Origin of the sequence: Alcanivorax sp. IL2, assembly GCF_047495475.1 — a bacterium.
Lineage (GTDB): Bacteria > Pseudomonadota > Gammaproteobacteria > Pseudomonadales > Alcanivoracaceae > Alcanivorax.
The window spans coordinates 2,055,617-2,077,772 of record NZ_CP179932.1; the positions used below are offsets into that span (position 1 = coordinate 2,055,617).

24 protein-coding genes are annotated in these 22,156 nt (G+C 59.0%); 16 read left to right on the top strand and 8 right to left on the bottom strand.

What is annotated here, in order from left to right; all coding sequences use genetic code 11:
* Window positions 1–96 precede the first annotated feature (96 nt).
* Window positions 97–384 (top strand): DUF6916 family protein, encoded by a 288-nt coding sequence (locus ACMG4N_RS09600; RefSeq protein WP_414431431.1) that lies wholly within the window; start codon window positions 97–99, stop codon window positions 382–384.
* Here the strand turns inward: ACMG4N_RS09600 and ACMG4N_RS09605 are convergent.
* Genes ACMG4N_RS09605 through ACMG4N_RS09630 form a run of 6 tightly spaced genes read right to left on the bottom strand, consistent with a single transcriptional unit; the run spans window position 359 to window position 4,119 of the window.
* On the bottom strand, window positions 359–832 hold the full coding sequence (locus tag ACMG4N_RS09605; RefSeq protein ID WP_035247236.1) for a GNAT family N-acetyltransferase: 474 nt from the start codon (window positions 830–832) through the stop codon (window positions 359–361). The two genes, ACMG4N_RS09600 and ACMG4N_RS09605, sit on opposite strands and share 26 nt — an antisense overlap.
* On the bottom strand, window positions 832–1,248 hold the full coding sequence (locus ACMG4N_RS09610; protein WP_035247238.1) for a phage tail protein: 417 nt from the start codon (window positions 1,246–1,248) through the stop codon (window positions 832–834). Before ACMG4N_RS09610 ends, ACMG4N_RS09605 begins: the two co-directional genes overlap by 1 nt.
* Window positions 1,249–1,256: 8 nt before the next feature.
* Window positions 1,257–1,667 carry a phage tail protein gene (locus ACMG4N_RS09615; RefSeq protein WP_414431433.1) on the bottom strand — a complete coding sequence of 137 codons (411 nt, stop codon included), beginning with the start codon at window positions 1,665–1,667 and terminating at the stop codon, window positions 1,257–1,259.
* A 13-nt stretch (window positions 1,668–1,680) separates the two neighbouring features.
* A complete protein-coding gene (locus ACMG4N_RS09620; protein ID WP_035247242.1) occupies window positions 1,681–2,094 on the bottom strand; it encodes a phage tail protein in 414 nt (137 codons plus the stop codon).
* Between the two features lie 7 nt (window positions 2,095–2,101).
* The gene (locus ACMG4N_RS09625) at window positions 2,102–2,875 is read right to left on the bottom strand and encodes a hypothetical protein (RefSeq protein ID WP_414431434.1); all 774 of its coding nucleotides are present in this window, start codon (window positions 2,873–2,875) and stop codon (window positions 2,102–2,104) included.
* On the bottom strand, window positions 2,875–4,119 hold the full coding sequence (locus tag ACMG4N_RS09630) for a hypothetical protein (RefSeq protein ID WP_414431435.1): 1,245 nt from the start codon (window positions 4,117–4,119) through the stop codon (window positions 2,875–2,877). The genes ACMG4N_RS09625 and ACMG4N_RS09630 overlap by 1 nt, the downstream gene beginning before the upstream one ends.
* A 282-nt stretch (window positions 4,120–4,401) precedes the next feature.
* Between ACMG4N_RS09630 and tesB the strand changes: the two genes are divergently transcribed.
* The 11 genes from tesB to nqrM all read left to right on the top strand — a co-directional run bounded on the left by tesB (window position 4,402) and on the right by nqrM (window position 15,332).
* Window positions 4,402–5,280 carry an acyl-CoA thioesterase II gene (tesB, locus tag ACMG4N_RS09635; protein ID WP_035247246.1) on the top strand — a complete coding sequence of 293 codons (879 nt, stop codon included), beginning with the start codon at window positions 4,402–4,404 and terminating at the stop codon, window positions 5,278–5,280.
* Complete coding sequence (locus ACMG4N_RS09640) at window positions 5,277–5,864, top strand: uracil-DNA glycosylase family protein (protein WP_414431440.1); 588 nt, start codon at window positions 5,277–5,279, stop codon at window positions 5,862–5,864. Before tesB ends, ACMG4N_RS09640 begins: the two co-directional genes overlap by 4 nt.
* 413 nt (window positions 5,865–6,277) lie before the next feature.
* The gene (locus ACMG4N_RS09645) at window positions 6,278–7,717 is read left to right on the top strand and encodes a glyceraldehyde-3-phosphate dehydrogenase (RefSeq protein ID WP_084573447.1); all 1,440 of its coding nucleotides are present in this window, start codon (window positions 6,278–6,280) and stop codon (window positions 7,715–7,717) included.
* Between the two features lie 269 nt (window positions 7,718–7,986).
* The gene (locus ACMG4N_RS09650) at window positions 7,987–9,333 is read left to right on the top strand and encodes a Na(+)-translocating NADH-quinone reductase subunit A (protein ID WP_297762913.1); all 1,347 of its coding nucleotides are present in this window, start codon (window positions 7,987–7,989) and stop codon (window positions 9,331–9,333) included.
* A 2-nt stretch (window positions 9,334–9,335) separates the two neighbouring features.
* Window positions 9,336–10,568, top strand: a complete 1,233-nt coding sequence (locus tag ACMG4N_RS09655; RefSeq protein WP_414431442.1) for an NADH:ubiquinone reductase (Na(+)-transporting) subunit B — start codon at window positions 9,336–9,338, stop codon at window positions 10,566–10,568.
* Entirely contained in the window at window positions 10,569–11,366 is a 798-nt protein-coding gene (locus ACMG4N_RS09660; RefSeq protein WP_035247256.1) for a Na(+)-translocating NADH-quinone reductase subunit C, read from the top strand.
* A complete protein-coding gene (locus tag ACMG4N_RS09665; protein ID WP_297762918.1) occupies window positions 11,366–12,031 on the top strand; it encodes an NADH:ubiquinone reductase (Na(+)-transporting) subunit D in 666 nt (221 codons plus the stop codon). Before ACMG4N_RS09660 ends, ACMG4N_RS09665 begins: the two co-directional genes overlap by 1 nt.
* 12 nt (window positions 12,032–12,043) lie before the next feature.
* The gene (gene nqrE, locus ACMG4N_RS09670; protein ID WP_297762920.1) at window positions 12,044–12,664 is read left to right on the top strand and encodes an NADH:ubiquinone reductase (Na(+)-transporting) subunit E; all 621 of its coding nucleotides are present in this window, start codon (window positions 12,044–12,046) and stop codon (window positions 12,662–12,664) included.
* Window positions 12,665–12,680: 16 nt separating this feature from the next.
* Window positions 12,681–13,910, top strand: a complete 1,230-nt coding sequence (gene nqrF, locus ACMG4N_RS09675; RefSeq protein WP_297762923.1) for an NADH:ubiquinone reductase (Na(+)-transporting) subunit F — start codon at window positions 12,681–12,683, stop codon at window positions 13,908–13,910.
* 173 nt (window positions 13,911–14,083) lie between these two features.
* Window positions 14,084–15,094 (top strand): FAD:protein FMN transferase, encoded by a 1,011-nt coding sequence (locus ACMG4N_RS09680; RefSeq protein ID WP_414431444.1) that lies wholly within the window; start codon window positions 14,084–14,086, stop codon window positions 15,092–15,094.
* A gap of 1 nt (window position 15,095) precedes the next feature.
* The gene (gene nqrM, locus ACMG4N_RS09685; protein WP_198030647.1) at window positions 15,096–15,332 is read left to right on the top strand and encodes a (Na+)-NQR maturation NqrM; all 237 of its coding nucleotides are present in this window, start codon (window positions 15,096–15,098) and stop codon (window positions 15,330–15,332) included.
* A 234-nt stretch (window positions 15,333–15,566) separates the two neighbouring features.
* Here nqrM and ACMG4N_RS09690 read toward each other — a convergent pair whose 3' ends face one another.
* The gene (locus tag ACMG4N_RS09690) at window positions 15,567–16,664 is read right to left on the bottom strand and encodes a peptidase C39 family protein (RefSeq protein ID WP_414431446.1); all 1,098 of its coding nucleotides are present in this window, start codon (window positions 16,662–16,664) and stop codon (window positions 15,567–15,569) included.
* A 120-nt stretch (window positions 16,665–16,784) separates the two neighbouring features.
* Between ACMG4N_RS09690 and ACMG4N_RS09695 the strand changes: the two genes are divergently transcribed.
* Window positions 16,785–17,954, top strand: a complete 1,170-nt coding sequence (locus tag ACMG4N_RS09695) for a patatin-like phospholipase family protein (RefSeq protein WP_297762931.1) — start codon at window positions 16,785–16,787, stop codon at window positions 17,952–17,954.
* Here the strand turns inward: ACMG4N_RS09695 and ACMG4N_RS09700 are convergent.
* A complete protein-coding gene (locus tag ACMG4N_RS09700) occupies window positions 17,918–18,709 on the bottom strand; it encodes a glycerophosphodiester phosphodiesterase (protein WP_297762933.1) in 792 nt (263 codons plus the stop codon). The two genes, ACMG4N_RS09695 and ACMG4N_RS09700, sit on opposite strands and share 37 nt — an antisense overlap.
* A gap of 134 nt (window positions 18,710–18,843) precedes the next feature.
* Here ACMG4N_RS09700 and ACMG4N_RS09705 point away from each other — a divergent pair, with 134 nt between their 5' ends.
* The 3 genes from ACMG4N_RS09705 to ACMG4N_RS09715 all read left to right on the top strand — a co-directional run bounded on the left by ACMG4N_RS09705 (window position 18,844) and on the right by ACMG4N_RS09715 (window position 22,108).
* Complete coding sequence (locus tag ACMG4N_RS09705) at window positions 18,844–19,998, top strand: sulfotransferase (protein WP_414431448.1); 1,155 nt, start codon at window positions 18,844–18,846, stop codon at window positions 19,996–19,998.
* Between the two features lie 201 nt (window positions 19,999–20,199).
* Entirely contained in the window at window positions 20,200–21,378 is a 1,179-nt protein-coding gene (locus ACMG4N_RS09710; RefSeq protein ID WP_414431449.1) for a glycosyltransferase, read from the top strand.
* Window positions 21,359–22,108, top strand: a complete 750-nt coding sequence (locus ACMG4N_RS09715) for a polysaccharide deacetylase family protein (protein ID WP_414431451.1) — start codon at window positions 21,359–21,361, stop codon at window positions 22,106–22,108. Before ACMG4N_RS09710 ends, ACMG4N_RS09715 begins: the two co-directional genes overlap by 20 nt.
* The last annotated feature ends 48 nt before the right edge of the window (window positions 22,109–22,156 follow it).

The window sequence follows — 22,156 nt, forward strand, 5'->3', positions numbered from 1 at the left end:
AGCCCGTGTCCTGCGTGTTCGGTGGGTGCGTATTGTAGCCAAGGGTGACGGTGCCGTCAGTGCCGGCTAGACTGCCGGTCTGATTGGGGAGGATGCATGATTACATTACAACAATGGAAAGATTGTGAAGGACAGGCGTTTACGCTGGAAAATGGCGATAGCCTGACCTTGGCGGAAGTGACGATGCCGATCTCGCCGGAGGGGTGGGAATGTTTCTCCCTGTTGTTTGCGGGGCAGGTGCAGTTGGAGCAGGGCGCCACTGTCATGCGTAACGACGTGCTTGGTGAGACATCAGTGTTTCTGGTACCGGTGGGGCCGTTGGGCGCCAGTGATGGTACCTACCATTTCGAAGCGGTGTTCAATCGTCAGGTTGCCAGCGCATAAGCAGGTAGACACCCTTGTCTGCCTGTTCCACAAAGCCCAGCCGCTCATAGAGCCGTCGTGCCGGGTTATTGGTTTCCACGTGAATAGTCAGGGGCTTGCCGGCCCGGCGAGCCCGGGCCTGCAGGGCGGCGAGAACCTGTGACCCCAGGCCGCTGCCACGAAAGGCCGGCAGCAGGGCAATATCCACGATGCGGATTTCCTGCTCCCAATCGGACAGGTACAGCCGCCCGGCTGTCTCCCCGCTTAACTCAATCAGATGACGCTCCGCTTCCGGATAATGCAGCAGGTAGTGTTCGTGCTGCGCCTTGGCCTGCATGGCCAAAAAGGCATCCTGCTGCCCCTGGGGCCAGCCGGTCTGCGCCACTTCTTCCTGGCGGGTGCTGGTGTAGATGGCCAGTAACATCGGTGTGTCGCTGTCACTGGCCGGGCGTAAACGGTAGCTGTGCATTACGAGCGGGAAGGGTAAATGCCGAACAGGGCCACAATGAAGTGCACAAAGAGCTGGGGGGTCAGCGATTCCTGGTTGTTCGAATGCGCCTGCCAGGTTTGTTGGGTTTTCCCCAGGCCGCGATCAATGCTGACGCTGGTAGTGGCAGCAACGGCACCACTGGCATTGCTGCCACTTTTGGCGCCCAGACGAGCCTGAGGAAGTCCCGGACCCGTGCCGGCGTGTACCGGAGAGCGTCCACGACAATCCGGTAGACCGAATGTGGTTCTGCCATCACCGCCATAAATGGTGCCAAACAGGGAAAACAGGGCATCATTCTGTGATACGGCCAATAGTTGGCCATCGCAGAGTGCCCAGCCTCGCGGAGCAAAATTGCCCGCAAACATGCGAATTTCGCCTACAAAGGGTTCTGACATAGGAGCCTCTAGCTTCTGCTTGGGAAAAGCCCTTGCAGGGCAATGGCAAAGTTAAGCGCGATAGAATCCATCTGCGCACCGTTAGTAGCGACCTGGGTGCTATTCAAGGTGCTGCCCAGATTGCGATCCAGGGTCAGGCTGTCCAGGGTGTCTCCATCATCGGCAGGCCCGCTTGTGTTCGCCGTTCCCCCTTTAGTGCCCTGATTGATGCTACCCGCTCCCGGATGCATGGGCGTGCGGCCGCGCAGGTCCGGAAGCGCAAAGCTGGTTCTACCGTCGCCACCGTAGGTAGCGCCCAGCAGAGAATAAAGGGACTGGTTCTGATTGATCGGCAAGATTTGTCCATCGCAGAAGGCCCAACCGCGGGGCGCAAAGTTGAAGCCGTAAATGCGGATTTCGGCGAGAAAGGGTTCGCTCATCAGTAAAAGACTCCTAGCCTCTGGATGGGTATAGCCCTTGCAGAGCAATGATGAAATTCAGACCCAGATAAGGATGGCGCTGATCGCCAGCGGGTATTTTGGCGGCGATAGTGCGGGTGGTCTGGCTATTGCCCAGGTTACGGTCGGGCGTGACGTTCTGTACAACCTCTACCGGGTTGTTCTCGGCCACCTGACCAAGGCGATAACTTGGCAGTCCGGGGCCTCTGCCGGGATGTGCGGGCGCTCGGCCTTGCAGATTGGGTAAGGCCACTGTGGTACGACCATCCCCGCCATAAGTGGTGCCGATCAGGCTGAACAGGGCGGTATTCTGGCTGATAGGCAAGAGTTGCCCGTTGCAAAAGGCCCAGCTGCGAGGGGCGAAATTACCCGCAAAGATGCGAATTTCAGCAATAAAAGGTTCGCTCATAGTGGCCTCACACGCTGATCAGCAGGTTACTGCCCGGTTGCCAGCTCAGATGAGCCAGCTGCTGGGCGCTGGTTTGGGGGAGTGCCAGTACCGGTGTAGCTCGGTCAGCCCAGCAGAGCTGCTTCTGGCAACGATCCATGATCAATAGCTGGTCGTTCACGGCGGTCAAACCGCTGGGCATGGTTAATGTGCTGACTTCACTGCCCAGGCTGTCGCCTGCCAGGTTGAAGTGATGCAGCCGCCGATCGCCGAGGGTGAGCAGGGTGATGCGCTCTGCGGTTTTGGCCAGAGAGGTGGGACCATTCAGGGGCCGGTCGCTTTGCAGCCAGACTCTGGCTTCATTGCGCAGATGCAGTCGCATCAGGCGATGGCCGTGTACATCCGCGATCACAGCGTGGTCACCATGGAGCACAAAGTCGGCAGGTTCCTGCAGATCGGTCAGATCAATATGGCGGGCCTGGCTACCGTCGGGCCGGAACCAGCTTAGCCGGCGCTGGCTGCGGTCCAGCAGGACAGCGTTATCCCCATCCAGGGCCGCGGCAACGATGCGGGTTTCGTGGGGAGCGCCGGTGTCTAGACTGATGGTGCTGCCGTTGCGATACCACTGGGCTTGGCGGCCATGGTCGGTGATCTGCAGCCGCTGGTTCTCGCCGAGGGCAATCGCCCGCGCTGCACTGACCAGTTCCACGCGGGCTGCCGTGGTGCCGGCGACCAAGGGTGTGCTGAGCAGTATCCCGGCCGCGCCGCCTGCCGCGATAAACTGCCGTCGCGTGATAGCCATTAGTTGGCTACCGCGCAAGTGATGGTAATGGCGGTAGGCGTGGCGGCCGCGCCAGTCTGCCAGGTTTCGCAACTGCCGCTCCAGGCGCCGGCGGCACTGGGGTAGCTGTTGGTAATGTAGCTATTGCTGGCACACTGAACGCCACCGGCCAGTACCACGCCACTGTCACATTGGCAGCTTGTCGCACTGGTGCAGGCCTTCTGGGCTACATTGCTGGTACTGAATGTGCCGGCTGGGCCGGTCATGCCGGTGAGCCCTATAGGGCCCTGGTTACCTGTGTCGCCTTTGGGTCCTGCGGGACCGGCGATGCCTTGCGGTCCGGCTTCACCCTGAGGTCCTTGATCACCGGTATCGCCCTTGGGGCCGATGGGTCCAGCGGGGCCGGCGATGCCTTGCGGGCCGGTTTCACCCTGAGGTCCTTGATTGCCGGTATCGCCCTTGGGGCCGATAGGTCCAACGGGGCCTTGGTCTCCAGTGTTGCCTTTAGGACCAGTGGGCCCAGCGATACCTTGCGGTCCGACTGCGCCTTGTGGGCCTGTATTACCGGTATCCCCTTTGGGGCCGATAGGACCGATGGGGCCCTGGCTGCCAGTCTCGCCTTTGGGGCCAATGGGGCCGGCGATGCCTTGTGGTCCAGCTTCACCCTGGGGCCCAGTGGGGCCGGCTTCACCAGTGTCACCTTTGGGGCCGACCAAGCCGCTGTCCGGGCCTACCCACTCACCATTTTCATTGATCAAAAGCTGATCGGCGACGCTTACCGTGCGCGGAGTGATATCCCCGTTGACCTGCTCGGCTTCGCGGGCCTGCAGGGCATAGGGCACGCTGCCGGTGGTGACGACAAGGCGCGGAGACATTTCACTGTCGCCATTAATCGCCAGCCCCAGTTCTACCTGATTGCTTTCCAGCAGGTCATCGGGCAGGGGGTTGCTGTCGCTATCACCCAACACCAGGCTGTATCGGCCGTTCTCAACGCTGACGGTCATGTCTTCGGTCCAGAGGACTGCGCCAAGACCGAGGGGATCGGTGTTGGTCCCTCCATCATTCTGGTAGTCGGTCGTCCGCCCGGATAGATCGTAAAGGGTTGTGGTCAGCGTGTAGGTGCCATGCAGGGGCAACTGGCTGGAGCGATCGCTGAGATAGCCTTGTATGACCAGGCGTGATGGAACGGTGGCTTGCACGGCCTGAGAGAAAAGCAACATGCAGAGCGCCATGGCCGCCAGGCCACCGCGAAGAAGCTGAAACATCGAATTGTCCCCCCGAAGGCGATCTAGGCGCCCCCTTTGTCTATTTGTGCATATAGTAAACAGTGTGACTCAGTTCAAACAAGCGCTAAAAGTGATGTTTTCTCTGGCGTTGTGGCAAGCAGGGGGACGAGACCACAATGGTGTTGTTAATTCCCTGGGCTGCCTCTGCGCCCGCGCAGAACCCCGGCAGGTTGAGCCGATTCGTGATTTGACCTCAAATTTTAGCGGGCTTGCGGTTACCATGATCCGTTATTGATTGTGTTTTGCGCTGAGGATACGTCTATGAATGCATCGGTTCGGGAGCTGATGACGCTGTTTGATCTGGAACAGCTCGAGAATAATTTGTTTAGAGGTCAGAGCCAGGCCAATGGCCAGCAGAGTGTGTTTGGCGGCCTGGTGGCCGGGCAGGCGTTGCTGGCGGCCTCGAAAACCGTGCCGACGGACCGGTCGGTGCACTCTCTTCATGCCTATTTTCTGCGGGCCGGGGATTTCACCAAACCCATTGTCTATGACGTGGACCGCATTCGAGACGGCAGGAGTTTTACTACCCGCCGGGTCAACGCTATCCAGCATGGCCGGCCGATTTTCTCGCTGGCGGCGTCGTATCAGGTTGAAGAAGAGGGCGTTGCCCATCAGGTGCCCATGCCGGAGGTGGCCGGTCCGGAAGGTCTGGAGAATGACGAGGCAGCCCGACAGAAGCTGGTGGCCCGGTTGCCGGAACAGTATCGCGAGGCGTTTCTGCAAGACCGGCCGGTAGAGTTCCGCCCGGTGACACCCCGTGATCCGATTTCTTCCCAGCCGGAACCGCCGTTGCGGGAGGTCTGGTTTAAGGTGGTCGATTCGGTGGACGCCGACCCCATGACCCAGCGTGCCTTGTTGGCCTATTGCTCGGATTTCGGGCTGATGGGCACGGCCATGCTGCCCCACGGCATGAATTTCTGGCAGCCCCATGTGCAGTGCGCCAGCATCGACCACGCCATGTGGTTCCACGGAGATTTCCGCATTGATGAATGGCTGCTCTATCGCAGCGAGAGCCCCTTTGCTGGCGGCTCCCGGGGCATGAACTTCGGATCCATCTATCGCCAAGATGGCACCCTGGTGGCCTCGGTGGCCCAGGAAGGGTTGATGCGTCTGCACCGCTCGGACAGCCCGGCGGCATGAGCCGGCTGCTTCCTTTATTGGAGGAGGTGAGGGCCTGCCGGCTGTGTGAGGCCCATCTGCCCCTGGGGCCGCGCCCGGTGGTGCGGGCCGGGGAGGGGGCCCGGCTGCTGATCGTGGGGCAGGCGCCAGGCACTAGGGTCCATGAAACCGGCATTCCCTGGAATGATCCTTCCGGGGACCGGCTGCGCGACTGGCTGCAAATGGACCGGGAGGCCTTCTATGACGAAAACCGCATTGCCATTATTCCCATGGGGTTCTGTTATCCGGGCCGCGGCAAGGGGGGCGATCTGCCGCCCCGCCCGGAATGTGCCCCCCAGTGGCATGAACAGTTGCTGGCGGAGCTGCCGGATCTGCAGCTGACCCTGCTGGTGGGGCAGTACGCCCAGAAGTACTACCTGCCGGAGCCGGGCAAGACCCTGTCTGACAATGTTCGTGATTTCGCCCGGGCCCTGCAGCATGGCTACTTCCCCCTGCCTCATCCGAGCCCGCGAAACCGGTTATGGCTGCGCCAGCGGCCCTGGTTCGAGGAGGAGGTGTTGCCGGTGTTGCGTGAACGTGTGAAAGCTTTGGGAGTCTCTGCATAACCCCTTGCGTACTCAGCGTGGCCTGAAGCGTGCAGATGTTGTGTCTTGTCTCGACGGGCAGGGTGGTTTCCTTTCCTAGAGGCAAGGCGCAGCAGATGTGCGCTTCAGGACACGCCCTCCGGGTCTTCCAGGCTGGCCCGTACTCGTCGTTGCGCTTTTTCGATGGATGGACATACACCTTCAAAAGCGCAACGACGAGTACGGGCCAGCCTGAAAGACTGAGCATGCAAGGGGTTGTGCAGAGACTCCCATGTCCGTGAAACCGTAATATCCCCGCCATTTGGGTGGATAAACGCGGCGTTTGGCGATATTATTCGCGCCCCAAACTCCACCGCCGGTGAACGTAGAAACCGGGCATTTCGGTGCCAGCCACGGTTTTCTTCACCCGAACCCAACCTGAGAGGGGCATCTCCGTGAACAAACTGGAAGACCACTTCGGACGCTGGAAGAACCGCGAAGAAATCGCAGAAGCCATGATCCCGATGATCGGCAAGCTGCATCGCGAAAAGAACATCACTACTACAGTTTACAGCCGCTCCCTGGTCAACAAGTCTGTTATCCAGATCCTGAAAGCCCATCGTTTCGTCAAGCAGGTCGAAGATTCCGAGCTGTCTGTGGTGGATTCCTTCCCGGTTCTGCAGGAAGTGAACAAGCTGGACCTGGGCCCCTGCCGCATTGATATCGGCAAACTGGCGGTAGAGTACAAGAAAGATAATCGCGGCCTGTCCATTGAGGACTATGTCCGTGAAGAGCTGGCTGAAGCGGTCAATAACAAGGGGCCAGAGCCCAGCTCCACGGACGTGGTGCTGTACGGTTTTGGCCGTATCGGCCGTATCCTGGCCCGTCTGCTGATCGAGAAAGCGGGTTCCGGCGATGGTCTTCGCCTGAAGGCCATCGTGGTGCGCGAATCTGGCAAGGGCGACCTGCAAAAGCGTGCCAGCCTGCTGCGTCGTGACTCCGTGCACGGCCCGTTTGCCGGCACCATCGCCGTGGATGAAGACGAAAACGCCATCATCGCCAACGGCAACTTCATCAAGGTGATCTACTCCAGCGATCCGTCTTCCATCGATTACACCGAGTACGGCATCAACAATGCCGTGGTGATCGACAACACCGGTAAGTGGCGTGATTCTGAAGGCCTTTCCCAGCATCTGCAGTGCAAGGGCGTTGCCCGTGTGATGCTGACTGCACCGGGTAAGGGTGATATGAAAAACATTGTTCATGGCGTGAACAATGACATGATCGAAGACAGCGACAAGATCATTTCCGCTGCCAGCTGCACCACCAACGCCATCGTGCCGCCACTGAAAGCCCTGGAAGACAAGTTCGGCATCGAATACGGCCACGTGGAAACCGTGCACTCCTACACCAACGACCAGAACCTGCTGGATAACTTCCACAAAGGTCCTCGTCGTGGTCGCTCCGCTCCCCTGAACATGGTGCTGACCGAAACCGGTGCGGCGACGGCTGCTGCCAAGGCGCTGCCGTCCCTGCAGGGCAAGCTCACCGGCAACTCCATCCGGGTGCCGACGCCGAACGTGTCCATGGCGATCCTCAACCTGACCCTGGGCAAAGAAACTACCCTGGAAGAGCTCAACGAGTACCTGCGTTGGGTGAGCCTGCACTCTCCGCTGCAGCGTCAGGTGGACTTCGTGAGCAGCCCGGATGCGGTATCCACCGACTTCGTGGGTTCCCGTCACGCTTCCGTGATTGATGCGGAGGCTACCATTGTCAGTGGGCGTCATTGCGTACTGTACGTGTGGTACGACAACGAGTTCGGTTACAGCTGCCAGGTACTGCGTATCCTGCAGCAGATCTCCGGAGTGGAATACCCGGCGTACCCGAAAGACTGAACTGCGTTTGAAAAGAAGCCCGCGCTGCGGGCTTTTTTTCGGTGCATCACCGGGTTTTCTTTTGCACCAAAGTGGTTCTGTGCGACGAAAGACGGGTCGCACGGTGCTGGCGAACGGGCAGGTGCGTCTTTATAATGGCGCCGCCGGCTTGTTGCCGGCTCCCAAGTGCAAATTCCGGTTTTAGCGAACATCCACGGCATTTCCCGCTTTTCGGGGCTTGCAGGCGGATGTGCCTCGACTTCAGCAACACGCAACGTGGGCGAGAAACTATGATTAAAGTCAGGAAGGGCCTGGATCTGCCCATCACTGGTGCACCGCGCCAGGCGATTGAGGAAGGCCACCAGGTTCGTTCTGTTGCCGTGCTCGGCGGTGACTATGTGGGCATGAAACCCACCATGGAGGTCCGCGAGGGAGACGTGGTCAAGAAAGGCCAGTTGATCTTCACGGACAAGAAAACCGAGGGTGTGAAATACACCGCTCCTGCCGCTGGCAAGGTGGTGGCTATCAACCGTGGCCACAAGCGCGTCCTTCAATCGGTAGTGATTGAAGTGGCCGAGCAGGAAGACGAAGTCACCTTTGATTCCTTCAGCGCCGATCAGCTAGCCGGCCTGGACCGTGAAGCGGTTCAGCAGCAGCTGGTGGACTCTGGCGAGTGGACCTTGTTGCGGACTCGCCCCTTCGGCAAGGTACCGGCACCGGGTAGCACCCCGAATTCCATTTTCGTTTCCATTCTCGATACCAACCCGCTGGCCCAGGAGCCGGCACTGGTGATCAAGGAAAACGAACAGGCTTTCCGTCACGGTCTTGCCGTGTTGAGCCGTCTTACCGATGGCCCGGTATGGGTATGTCGTGGCGCCAACACCGATCTGCCGAGCTTCGCCGGCGGCCAGGTCCGTGAAGAAGCCTTTGCCGGCAAACATCCGGCGGGCAATGTGGGTACACACATTCATCACCTGGATCCGGTTAGCCTGAAAAAGATCGTCTGGTCTGTGGGTTATCAGGACGTGATTGCCATCGGGAAATTATTCACCGAAGGCAAGATCTACTCCTCCCGGGTAGTGGCTCTGGCCGGCCCACAGGTGAAAACGCCTCGTTCCCTGCGTACCCGTGTGGGTGCCAGCACCGACGACTTCGCCCAGGGTGAGCTGAAAGAAGGTGACAACCGCCTGATCAGTGGCTCCGTCTTTGGCGGCCATAATGCCCAGGGGCCGGTGGCTTTCCTGAGCCGCACCGGTAACCAGGTAACGGCGCTGTGCGAAGGCCATAAACGCGAATTGCTGGGGTACATCTCCCCGGGCGTGAATCGCTTCTCGGTGCTGAACATCTACCTGTCCAAGCTGATGCCGGGCAAGCGTTTCAACTTCACCACTACCACCAACGGTTCCGAGCGGGCCATGGTGCCGGTGGGGGCCTACGAGGAAGTGATGCCGCTGGATATCCTGCCGACTCAGTTGCTGCGTGCGCTGATCGTTGGTGATACCGACAGTGCCACGGCACTGGGCGCGCTCGAGCTGGTGGAAGAAGACCTGGCCCTGTGTACCTTCGTGTGCCCGGGCAAATACGAGTACGGTCCGATTCTGCGCGACAATCTCACCACCATTGAAGCGGAGAGCTGAGCATGGGCATGAGAAGTTTTCTGGACAACAAGGTCGCCCCGCATTTCCACGAGGGTGGCAAGTTCGAGAAGTATTACACCTTCTACGAAATGTTCGACACCATGCTGTACACCCCGGATTCGGTGACCCGGTCCTCTGCGCATGTACGTGATGGTATCGATCTGAAACGGATCATGATGACGGTGTGGTTCTGCGCCTTCCCGGCGATTCTGTTCGGGCTGTGGAACACCGGTTATCAGGCCAACCTGCAAATCGCTGAAGGCTTCAGCCCGATTCCCGGCTGGCGCAGTGATCTGGTGATGGCCCTGGCAGGGTTTGATGCGGCCAGTTTATGGTCCAACCTTCTTCACGGCATGGTCTATTACGTGCCTATTCTGCTTGTGGTCTATCTGGGTGGTTTCATCTGGGAAGGGCTGTTTGCCTGGAAGCGCGGCCACGAAGTGAACGAAGGTTTCTTCGTGACGGGTATCCTGTTTACCCTGATTCTGCCGCCGTCTATCCCGCTGTGGCAGGTGTTCCTGGGGATTTCCTTCGGTGTGGTCATCGGTAAGGAAGTGTTCGGGGGTACCGGCAAGAACTTCCTCAACCCGGCGTTGGTCGGGCGGGCGTTCCTGTTCTTCGCCTATCCGGCAGAAATGTCCGGGGATGCGGTATGGACCGCGGTGGATAACTTCTCCGGGGCGACGCCACTGGCGTTGGCCGCTGCCGGTCAACTGGACTTTGCCAGCAATCTGACTGCCGATGCCGGTGCCAACATCAGCTGGATGCAGACCTTCCTGGGCGGTATTCAGGGCTCCATCGGTGAGACATCAACGCTGGCGATTCTGATTGGTGGCGCGGCGCTGCTGCTCACCAAAGTGGCCTCCTGGCGCATCGTACTGGGTGTATTCCTTGGCATGGTGGCGCTCAGCACTCTGCTGAATGCGGTGGGCTCAGCTACCAACCCCATGTTCGCCATGCCCTGGTACTGGCACCTGACCGTGGGCAGCTTTGCCTTCGGCATGATCTACATGGCCACTGACCCTGTGTCGGCCTCCATGACCAATGTGGGCAAGTACATCTTCGGTGCGCTGATCGGTGTCATGATCGTATTGATCCGGGTGGTGAACCCGGCGTTCCCGGAGGGCGTGATGATGGCCATCCTGTTCTCCAACCTGTGTGCGCCGTTGATCGACCACTTTGTTGTGCAGGCGAATGTTCGTCGCCGCCTGCGCCGGACCGGGGGAGAAGTGTAAATGTCAGCAAATAAAGAAAGTGTCGGCAAAACGCTGCTGGTTGCCTTTCTGGTCTGTGTGGTTTGCGGTGTGGTGGTTGCCACCGCTGCGGTAAGCCTGCGACCGGTACAGAGCAAGAACCAGCTGCTGGACAAACGCATGAACATCCTGCAGGCCGCTGGTCTGTACCAGCCCGGTGTGGATGTGAACGAGGTATTCAAAAGCATTGAACGCCGCTTTGTTGACATCGACACCGGTGAATACGTAGAGATGCCGGAATCCTATGACCAGCGCAAGGCAGCCAAGGACCCCCAGCGGTCCGAACGCCTCAGCGGGAAAGAGGATATTGCCGGTATCAAATCCCAGGCGAACGTTGCAGAAGTGTTCCTTGCCCGCGGTGATAACGGTGACCTGAGCCGCATCATCCTCCCGGTGCATGGCTATGGCCTGTGGTCCACCTTGTATGGTTTCCTGGCCCTGGAGCCGGATGCCAACACCGTTTCCGGTCTGGGTTTCTATGAACACGGCGAAACCCCTGGCCTCGGCGGCGAAGTGGACAACCCGAAATGGAAAGCCCTGTGGGAAGGTAAAAAGCTTTATGGTGAGCAGGGTGAAGTAGAAATCCAGGTGGTCAAAGGCGCCGTGGACAGCAAGACGCCGAACGCCGAACACAAGGTGGATGGCCTTGCCGGCGCGACCCTGACCAGCAACGGTGTCAGTAACCTGCTGCGCTTTTGGGTCGGTGAAAACGGTTTCGGTCCTTACCTCAAGCGCATGCAGCAAGGTGAAGTGGTCGAACAGCAGGAAGGAGACGCGTAATGGCGGAGAAAACGAAGGACATCCTTTTAGGTCCGATTTTCGACAACAACCCCATCGCGCTGCAGATCCTCGGTATCTGCTCCGCCCTGGCGGTAACCAGTAACCTGAGCACGACGGTGACGATGTGTATTGCATTGACCACCGTCACCGCGTTCTCGAACTTTTTCGTCAGCTCGATTCGCAATTACATTCCGTCCAGCATCCGCATCATTGTGCAGATGACCATTATTGCCTCGCTGGTAATCGTGGTGGACCAGTTCCTGAAAGCCTACGCTTACGGCATTTCCAAGCAGCTGTCGGTGTTCGTGGGGCTGATCATCACCAACTGTATCGTGATGGGCCGGGCGGAAGCCTTCGCCATGAAGAACCCGCCGATCCCGTCCTTCCTGGATGGTGTGGGTAATGGTCTGGGTTACTCGGTGATCCTGCTGGGTCTGGGCTTCATTCGTGAACTGCTGGGCGCCGGCAGCCTGTTCGGACACCAGATCCTGACCAAGGCCGCTGACGGCGGTTGGTTCGTGACCAACGGCATGATGTTGTTGCCGCCCAGCGCCTTCTTCCTGATCGGTCTGTTCATCTGGGCGATCCGGGTCTGGAAGCCTGAGCAGGTAGAAGAAGATACCTTCAAAATGAAGCCACACACCCGTGTCAGCGACGCGTTTTAACGGAGACGAGTAATGTTTGAACATTATCTGAGCCTGTTCGTCCGCGCCGTCTTTGTTGAAAACATGGCGCTGGCCTTCTTCCTGGGCATGTGTACCTTTATTGCCGTGTCCAAGAAGATCCAGACCGCGATCGGTCTGGGGGTTGCGGTGGTAGTGGTACTGACCATCACCGTGCCCGTGAATAACCTGATCCTTACCTACCTGCTGGACGAGAACGCCCTGGCGTGGACCGGGATTGAATCCCTGGCCAGCCTGGACCTGCGTTTCCTGGGCCTGCTCAGCTACATCGGCGTTATCGCCGCGCTGGTGCAGATCCTGGAGATGACCCTGGATAAATATGTGCCCAGTCTCTACAACGCCCTGGGTATCTTCCTGCCGCTGATTACCGTGAACTGCGCCATTCTGGGTGCGTCACTGTTCATGGTGGAGCGGGACTACAGCTTTGGGGAGTCCATGGTTTATGGCGTGGGTGCCGGGGTTGGCTGGGCGCTGGCGATTACGCTGCTGGCCGGTATTCGCGAGAAGCTGAAGTACAGCGACGTGCCGGACGGCCTGAAAGGTCTGGGCATCACCTTCATCACCGTGGGGCTGATGTCTCTGGGCTTCATGTCTTTTTCCGGCGTGCAGCTGTAAGCGAAGGGGTTGAATCATGAGTTTTGAGATTATTCTCGGTGTGGTCATGTTCACCGCCATTGTGCTGGCACTGGTGGCGGTGATCCTGGTGGCGCGCTCCCGGCTGGTAGCCAGCGGGAACGTGCACATCAACATCAACAGTGATGAAGAAAAATCCATCGACGCCCCGGCTGGCGCCAAGCTGCTGGGTACCCTGGCCAACCAGGGTATCTTTCTGTCTTCCGCCTGTGGCGGTGGTGGCACCTGTGCCCAGTGTAAGTGTCAGGTTCTGGAAGGTGGTGGTGATATCCTGCCTACCGAAGAGGGGCATTTCACCAAGGGCGAGATTCGCGACGGCTGGCGCCTGAGTTGCCAGGTGAACGTGAAGCAGGACATGAAGATCGAAGTGCCGGAAGAGTTCTTCGGTGTGAAGAAATGGGAGTGTGAGGTTATCGCTAACGATAACGTAGCCACTTTCATTAAAGAGCTGACGCTGAAGCTGCCGGAAGGCGAGAACGTGGACTTCCGCGCTGGTGGTTATGTACAGCTGGAAGCGCCGCCGTTCGACGTGAAATTCGCTGATTTCGATATCAGCGAAGAGTACCGCGGTGACTGGGAGCGTTTTAACTTCTTCGATCTGAACTGCAAGAACAACGAGGAAGTGATTCGCGCCTATTCCATGGCGAACTATCCGGAAGAGAAGGGCATCCTCAAGTTCAATATCCGGATCGCCACTCCGCCTCCGGGTTCCAAGGATATCCAGCCCGGGATCATGAGCTCCTACGTCTTCAACCTGAAACCGGGTGACAAGATCACCGTGTTCGGTCCCTTCGGCGAGTTCTTTGCCAAGAAGACCGATGCGGAAATGGTCTTCATCGGTGGTGGTGCCGGCATGGCGCCCATGCGCAGCCATATCTTCGATCAGCTCAAGCGTTTGAATTCCAAGCGCAAGATCAGCTTCTGGTACGGTGCCCGTAGCTGGCGTGAGACGTTCTACAACGATGAATATGACCTGTTGGCCGACGAGAACGACAACTTCGAATGGCATTTGGCGTTGTCTGATCCCCAGCCCGAAGATAACTGGGACGGACTCACCGGCTTTATCCATAACGTGCTGTACGAGCAGTATCTGAAGGACCATCCGGCCCCTGAAGACTGCGAGTACTACATGTGTGGGCCGCCGATGATGAACGCCTCGGTAATCAAGATGCTTGATGACCTGGGTGTAGAACCGGAAAACATCCTGCTGGATGACTTCGGCGGATAACACCAAAAACGCCGACCTGCGGGTCGGCGTTTTGTTGTTAAGCCTTTTTTATTATGTAGGAGCTATGCTTGCATGGCTAACGGGACGGCAAGTTCCGAGTAGTGAGGTTCGCCTCACGTTGGCCTTTGCCAGAGTGTTTCCTGCAGAACGTTGAATTCCCTTGGATTACAGGTATGGCCCGTCTCGTTTTTGCTTTTGTCGTTCTTTCCGTTGCACTGCTCACCGCCTGTGACGACAGCAAAAATCGCCTGTCTGTTCTCAGCGGCCCGACCATGGGTACTACCTGGAGTGTGAAGTTCAGCGGTACGCCGAAGGAAGGCATAGACGATCTGAAAGCGGATATCGAAGCCGCCCTGGAGCAGGTCAACGCAGAAATGAGCACCTATCGGCCGGACTCTAATCTGAGTCGTTTCAATGCGGCTGACGCCGGCACGCTGATGGCGTTGCCGGAGGATACGGTCAAGGTTCTGTCTGCGGCGTTCAGTATTTCTGCAAAAACTGGCGGGGCCTATGACGTAACGGTGGGGCCACTGGTCAATCTGTGGGGATTTGGCCCGGACCCGGACCGTTTTGAGCCGCCGTCAGCGGACGAAATCAACGCCGCCATGGCGCGCGTTGGCTGGCAACAGTTGTTGTTGAATGACAATGAGCTGCTGCAGCCTGGTGAGGCGTATGTGGACCTGTCCTCCATTGCCAAAGGTTTTGCCGTGGACAAGGTGGCAGAACTGCTGGAAAGCCAGGGGCTGAAAAACTATCTGGTGGAAGTGGGTGGCGAGTTGCGCGGTAGTGGTAAAAAGCCCTATGGTCAGCCCTGGCGGGTAGCCGTGGAGCGCCCGATTGCCGGTGTGCGGGAAGTGGAACAGGTCGTGGTTCTCAAAGACATGGCCGTGGCCACTAGTGGCGATTACCGCAACTTCTTCGAATCGGATGGGCAACTGTATTCACATACCCTGGATCCGAGAACCGGTTATCCTGTGGATCATATGCTGGCATCGGTGTCGGTGCTGCACGAAAGCGCCATGATGGCGGACGGTCTGTCCACTGCCATGACCGTGCTGGGCCCGGAGGCAGGTATGGCGTTTGCCAAACAGCACGAACTGGCCGTGTTTTTTATTGTCAGAAAAGGTGAGGGCGTAGAAGAAATTTCCACGCCTGCCTTCGATGCAATCGTGGAGGAGAAATAACATGTTGATGACCATTATGGCCGCAGTGATTTTTATCGGCCTGCTTTTCTCGGCCATGGCGGTCGGCGTGATTCTCTCCAACAAGCCGATCAAGGGCTCCTGTGGTGGCCTGGCCACTCTGGGTATGAAAGAAGGCTGCGAAATCTGCGGTGGTGACCGAGGCAAGTGTGAGGAAAACACTCAGAAGGTGGACGGTGAAAAAGCCGCTGCCCTGGGCAAGGACGTGATGAAGATGTGATTCACGCCTTCCGGCAAAAAGCCCGCCTTGCGCGGGCTTTTTTGTGTCTGCCTCTTTGGGGCAGGAAAAACATTTTTTATCACAGAGGGCACAGATTTCACTGAGAAAAAGAAAACACTAGGGTTGAAGTTCGTGGGAAGAATTATTTCATGCTAACGCGCCGCAGGAGGGATCAGGTTTTACCTCTGTGACTCTGTGCCCTCTGTGGTAAAAACCATACCCCCCAACACCAGGCTAAACACTCAACACCACCGCCGTGCGCAGTTTGGCCTGGCCGTACTTGCGCATCTGGTCGAACTTTTCCCGGGTGATCGGCACATGCTGGCAGTCCAGGGGGACCTGGTCCTCGCCCGGGTCCGGGTCGTGAATATAAAAGCATTCCTCATCGCTGCCACTGATGGCGACCCAGTGCGGGGCCTTGCGGCCATCCAGGCGCCAGGTGCTGATCAGCACCAGCACGATGTTGCCGGCGGTGATGGCGTCGTCCAGGTCCGCGGCACTGAAATCCTCGTAACAGACCGGCAGGGATTGAGCCTTGCAGGCCTCCACGAAATAGTTGTGCAGGGTGGTGATCACCGCCTTCTTTTCAGGGTCACGGACCGAATCGACAAACAGCGGGCCGGTCTGATTGCACCAGACACGCGCTTCGAGGCCTCGCAGACGAGCGGCCAGGGCCAACCCCATGGGGTGGCAACCACCGTGACCGGCGGTCATGAAGATGGTAGTGGCTTCGCGCCACAGCAACAGTTCTTCGGTGGTGCTGGGTGGTTGCTGCTTGAGCGCCGCCAGAGCCATCATCAGACAGGCCGGCCCGCAGGTGAATGGCGTGGTCTGCTGCACCCAGGGCAAATGCAGCCGTTCCGCGTTATCGGGCAGGAAGAGGAGGCGCTTCTGGTAGCGCAGGGCATCCTGGTGGTCTTCGTAGTAATCCGGGGTCTGGGCAAAAAGGCGGTAGCCGCGCTTTTCGTACAGGGCGATAGCGGCAGCGTTATCCTTGCGCACTTCCAGACGCAGGTAGGGGCGGCGCTGTAGCAGGGCGTAGTCTTCTGCAGCTTCCATCAGTTTTTCCCCCAGATTGCGTCCCCGTTGCTGCGGATCCACGGCGATGGAGTAGAGTCGCGCCAGGCGGGTGCCCGGTTGCAACAGCACCAGCACATAGCCTGCCAGCGCATTGTCATCATCAACGGCGATAATCAGGCCGCTGTGTTGGCGTTTGAGCCATTTACGAAAGCTGCGTCGGGAAAGACGGTCCGATGAGAAACAGCGCTGTTCCAGCGCGGTGAGGGCGTCCAGGTCATCGGTGGTGGCGGGGCGTAGCTGAAAGCGGTACATAAAGCGGGTTCCAGAAGATGCCCCAGCATAAGGCAGGGAACCGGCAGATCGCCAGTGGTATTGCGGCTGTGGTGACAGAATGTCTGCCACGGCATACTGGTGGAAATTTGGAGGGTGGAAATGCAGAAACAGGACCCGGTTCGTGGGTTGATATTGTCCGGGGGCGGCGCCCGTGGCGCCTATCAGGTCGGGGTGCTGGCAGCGATTGCTGAATTGCTGCCTCGCGGGGAGCCAAATCCGTTTCCGATTATCTGCGGAACTTCCGCAGGGGCGATCAACGCGGCGTCACTGGCCGCCAATGCCGGTAATTTTCGCACGGCGATTCGCGGGCTGGAGCGCGTCTGGGCCAATATTACCGCCGAACAGGTGTACCGCACGGATACCTATGCGCTGCTGAAAGCCGTGGTGCGCTGGCTGTTTTCCGGCGTCACCACCGGCAAGACGCCGGAACGCAGTGCACTGCTGGACAATATGCCGTTGCAGCGCTTGCTTACCCTGGTGATCAATTTTCGCCGTATTCGCGAGAACCTGGATCAGGGCCATTTGCGCGCGCTGGCGATCACCGCTTCCGGTTATGCCAGTGGTGAGTCGGTGAGTTTTTTCCAGGGTGACAGTGAATTGCCGGAATGGGTGCGAGCCCGTCGCAAGGGTAAGCGCTCTGACATCGATGTGCAGCATCTGCTGGGGTCTGCGGCCATCCCTATCCTGTTTCCCGCCAGCAAGGTAGACGGTGCCTATTACGGTGATGGCGCCCTGCGGCAACTGGCGCCATTGAGCCCGGCGCTGCATCTGGGCGCGTCCCGGCTGCTGGTGATCGGGGTGTCCGGCAACATGAGTGCGGGGCATCAGCGCCAGCTAAGCGGTTATCCGTCCATGGCCCAGGTGCTCGGCCATGTGCTCAACAGCGTCTTTGTGGACACCCTGGAAGGGGATGTTGAGCGCCTGGAACGGATCAACCGTACCTTGTCTGCCATGAGTGAGCGTTCCCGGCGCAAGCATGGTATCCAGCTGCGACAGGTGGATGTGCTGAAGATCTACCCATCTCGGCCCATTGACGAAATTGCCGCCGAACACATCAAGGAATTGCCCCGGGCGCTACGTTTCTTCCTGCGGGGCTCCGGTGCCACCCGGTCGCCGGGGGCCAGTGCCATGAGTTATCTGCTCTTCGAGCCCGGCTTTACCCGCAGCCTGATCGAGATGGGCCGCAAGGATGCCATGGCGCGCAAGGAAGAAATTCTGGCGTTCTTCGCGGATCAGCCGCTCAGTGCGGCGGTTTCCGAGGAGGAATAACGGGGGCTGCGACGGAAATGGCTGACAAAGCTGGTGGGGTAGTCGGTGATGATGCCATCCACCTGCAGTTGGGCAAGGCGGTCCGCTTCGGTGAGATCATTCACCGTCCACACTGACACCTTCAGACCCCGTTTGCGCGCCCGGCGCATTAACGCCGGGGTCACCAGCGAATAGTGGGGCATCAGCCAGTTGCAGCCCAGGCCGTGGGCCCGGCGGGTGGGTTGCAGGTAGCGGTACTGACACACATAACCCCTCTCCACATCCGGCGCCATTGTGCCGATCATGCGCAGAAAACCGGTATGGCTGGAGGTCACCACCACCCGCGATTGCAGCTGCTGCTCATGGATCATGTGAGTGAGGTGATGGGCCAGCTGATGCAGCACCACCCGATCCGCGCCTTTTACCTCGAACTGAAAACGCATGGCCGGGCCACACAGTTCCACCACTTCCTGTAGAGAAGGAATGCCCGTGGGGCTGTGCCAGCCGGGGGTATTACGACGGGCATCCATGGTGCCCAGTTGCGAGCGGGTGTACTGGCGCACATCGCCGCGCATGCCTGTGGTGCGAGTGACGTCGCTGTCGTGCAGCACGATCAGATGGCCGTCGGCGGAGAGCCGCACATCCAGTTCCATTTCCGTGACACCGGCCTCCAGTGCCACCTGAAAGCTGGCCAGGGTATTTTCCGGGGCTTCGCCGCGTGCGCCCCGATGGCCGACCAGTGTCGGGTGGCGAGGGGCTGTGCTGGGTGCTGTCATCGCGATAGTCATACCACTATTGTTTTGGTGAAAGATGACAGCGCGATGACCTGGAGACAAGAGGGAAAATTGTCATTTTTATGACATGGGTGAGGCGTAGCGTGCACGCTGCATGGAATAGCCGGGAGAACGGTTTGGCAGTACTGAAACGCTATGTGCAGTTTTTTGTGATGAGCTGGCTGCCGGCCTACGATGGTCGGGCAGAGCGGTTTTCCCTGCAGCGGCTGCTGGTCATGACGCTGTTCTGGCCACTGTTCCTGCTGGTGCAGGCCATCAATGGCCTGGGCCTGCTGCTGGATTATTTACTGTTTCCTGATTTTCGTCGCGTCCAGGTGCGTGAGCCGCTTTTTGTGGTGGGCGTGCCCCGCAGCGGTACCACCTTCCTGCATCGCCTGCTGGCCATGGACGAACGCTTTACCACCACGGCCCTGTGGGAGCTGCTGTTTGCTCCGTCGATTACCCAGCGCTATTTCTGGACCGCTATTGCCCGTCTTGATGGATGGATAGGTCGGCCTGCGGGGCGCTTGCTGTTATGGATCGAACGGCGCCTGCTCGGCGGCCTGGATGGCGTGCACAAGACCGGGCTGCTGGACCCGGAGGAAGATTACCTGGCATTGATGCCGGTGTGGGGCTGTTTCCTGCTGGTGCTCGCCGTGCCGGTGCCGGCCCTGTGGCGTCTTACCTATCTGGACCGGGATGGCACCGACAAGGAAAAGGAGAGGCTGGTCGCGGCGTACCGGCGCTTTGTGCAGAGGCATCTTTATTTTCATGGTAGCCATAAACAACTGCTGTCCAAGAACCCGTCTTTCACGCCCTGGATGGCAACGCTCGCAGAGGCCTTCCCGGATGCCCGCTTTATCGGCTGTATTCGTAACCCCAGCGCGGCGGTGCCATCCCAGATCAATTCCATCCTGATTGGCGCGCGCCTGTTTGATGGTCGCGATACCACCGAGTACTGGCGCCAGGGCTTTATGGCCATGCTCGATTATTACTATCGCCATGTGCTTGAGGTACTGGCAAGCCTGCCGCCGGAACGCCAGGTGCTGTCGGTAATGGAACAACTGGCCCCGGCGCCGGCGGACACCGTGTTGGCGTTTTATCAGCGCTTTGGCTGGCAACCCGGCACGGCTTTTCGCCAGCGACTTGACGCGCAAGACCGCAAGGCAAAACAGTACCGCAGCGGCCATCACTACTCACTGGACGCCCTGGGTGTCAGTGGTGAGGAGTTGCTGCAAACCTTTGGTTGGGTTTACGAACGCTTTGGTTTTGCGCTTTCGCCACGAGACTGAGCGATACCGAAAGAAAACCCTTTTTCACCACAGAGCGCAACGAGAACACAGAGTGAATCCATGTTTTTCCTCGGTGAACTCTGTGCCCTCTGTGGTAAAAATTCTTTTTTCTTACGCCTGTTACATCTTGTCGCAATTACACCGTCATAGCGCGGCAATGCTGTCACATTATCGACATGAGTGGCGCTGATACTGGCGCCCATGGATACCAAAGAGCTACGCATACTGTTTGTGGTGGATGCGATCAAGGGTCGGAATGGCGTTGGCGCCTACTTCCAGGACCTGGTCTCGCATCTCAAGGACCATGTGGCCCAGGTGGAACTGGTGCAGCCCTGCATGGAGGAACCGCATCCCTGTCAGGGTGCCTCCATGCCAATCCCCGGCGACCCCACCCAGCGACTCTTCTTTCCCAAGGTGCGTGAATTGAGCGCCCTGGTCTGGGAGATGAAACCCCACGTTATCGTGATTCCCGGCCCCGGTATTTTTTCCATGATCGGTTACTGGATCGCCCGCAAGTGGGGCATCCCGGTCTGCGTCACCTTCCAGACCGATTACAACAGGCTGGTGGAATTGTACTGGGGGCGCCGCCTGGCCAGGCTGGCCGGCGGGCTGCTCAACTGGGTCAACCGCACCCTGTTCCAGGGCAGTGAAACCGCCGCCACCATCTGTGAATCCATGATCGCCCAGGCCCGCGCCGCCGGCGCCCGCAATCCGCAGTTGGTGGGCACACCGCTGGCCCGGGAGTTTGTGAACACGCCGGTCACCCGGTTGCATGACAGCGTAAGGCGGGTCTGTTATGTGGGCCGGCTGGCGGCGGAAAAGAATATCGAGTCTTTCCTGGCACTGGCGGCGTCGCGGCCAGACCTGCAATTCGAAGTGGCCGGCGACGGGCCACTACGCAGCAAGGTGGAACAGGCTTGCAAGGCATCCGCCAACCTGACCTTTCATGGCTGGTGTAGCCGTCAGCAGGTAGTGGACATTCTCGACCGCTGTCAGGTGCTGGTGTTGCCCTCATCGGTGGAAGCGTTCGGTACCGTGGCGCTGGAAGCCATGGCCCGTGCTCGGTTGGTAATCACCACACCGGCCTGTGGCATCAACGAATGGCCCGCCCTGGCAGCGGGGTTGTGGATCATGGAGCCCCAGGAAAGCCTGAACCAGACCCTGGACCGATTGCAGTCGTTGAGCCCGGTAGTGCGTGACCTGAAAGCAAAACAGGCCCGGCAGGCGGCACTGGCCATGAACCGGGATGCCATCGAACATTGGGCCGGAGTGCTGGGCCAGTGTGCCCAGATGGTACCCGCTGCCAATCGTTCCCTGCCTTCCCCGACCCTGGCGCTGCTGCGCCGCTTGAGCAGTAACTATGCCCGCAGCGCCCTCTGAGCCGCTACCGGCACCACGCGCTCTGGTCTCCATCCACGATGTGATGCCGGAAACCCGCCAGCAGGTCAGCCAGATTCTGTCTCTGCTGCCCCAGGCTCCGCAGGCGGTGACCCTGCTGGTGGTGCCGGGGCGGGATTGGCAAACAGCGGATCTGGACTGGCTGCACCAGCTTCAGCAGCAGGGATACCCGCTGGCCGGCCATGGTTGGCTGCATCGCTGCGACCCACCCATCAGTCTCTATCACCGCCTGCACAGCCTGCTGCTGTCGCGGCGGGTGGCGGAGCATCTTTCCCTGTCGGCCAGTGGTATCGAGGCGTTGATACGCAATTGCCACCAATGGTTTGTGGATCAGGGGCTGCAACCCTGCGAGCTGTACGTACCCCCGGCCTGGGCGATGGGCGCGATTCATCGCCAACAACTGGCGGACATGCCGTTTCGGCTATTCGAAACCCTGAGCGGTGTTTACGATGCGCAAGCGCAAAAGATGCATCCGCTACCGCTGGTGGGCTTTGAAGCCGATACCCCGTTACGGGAGTGGTTGCTGCGCGGTTTTAATCATCTCAATTGGCGCAGGGCAAGTCACTCGGATCAGCCACTGCGCATTGGTATTCATCCCCAGGATCTTTCCTTGCGGTTGCGCAATCAGGTCATTCCGATGGCGCAGTCGGTATCCGCCAGTCTGACCTACGGGGACGCGGTGGACCTGCAAAGAGACCCCCGCCTTCTTTAATAACTCTGATAAATGTCTGCGGCGCTGTGAGCGTGCGGAAATAAAGGG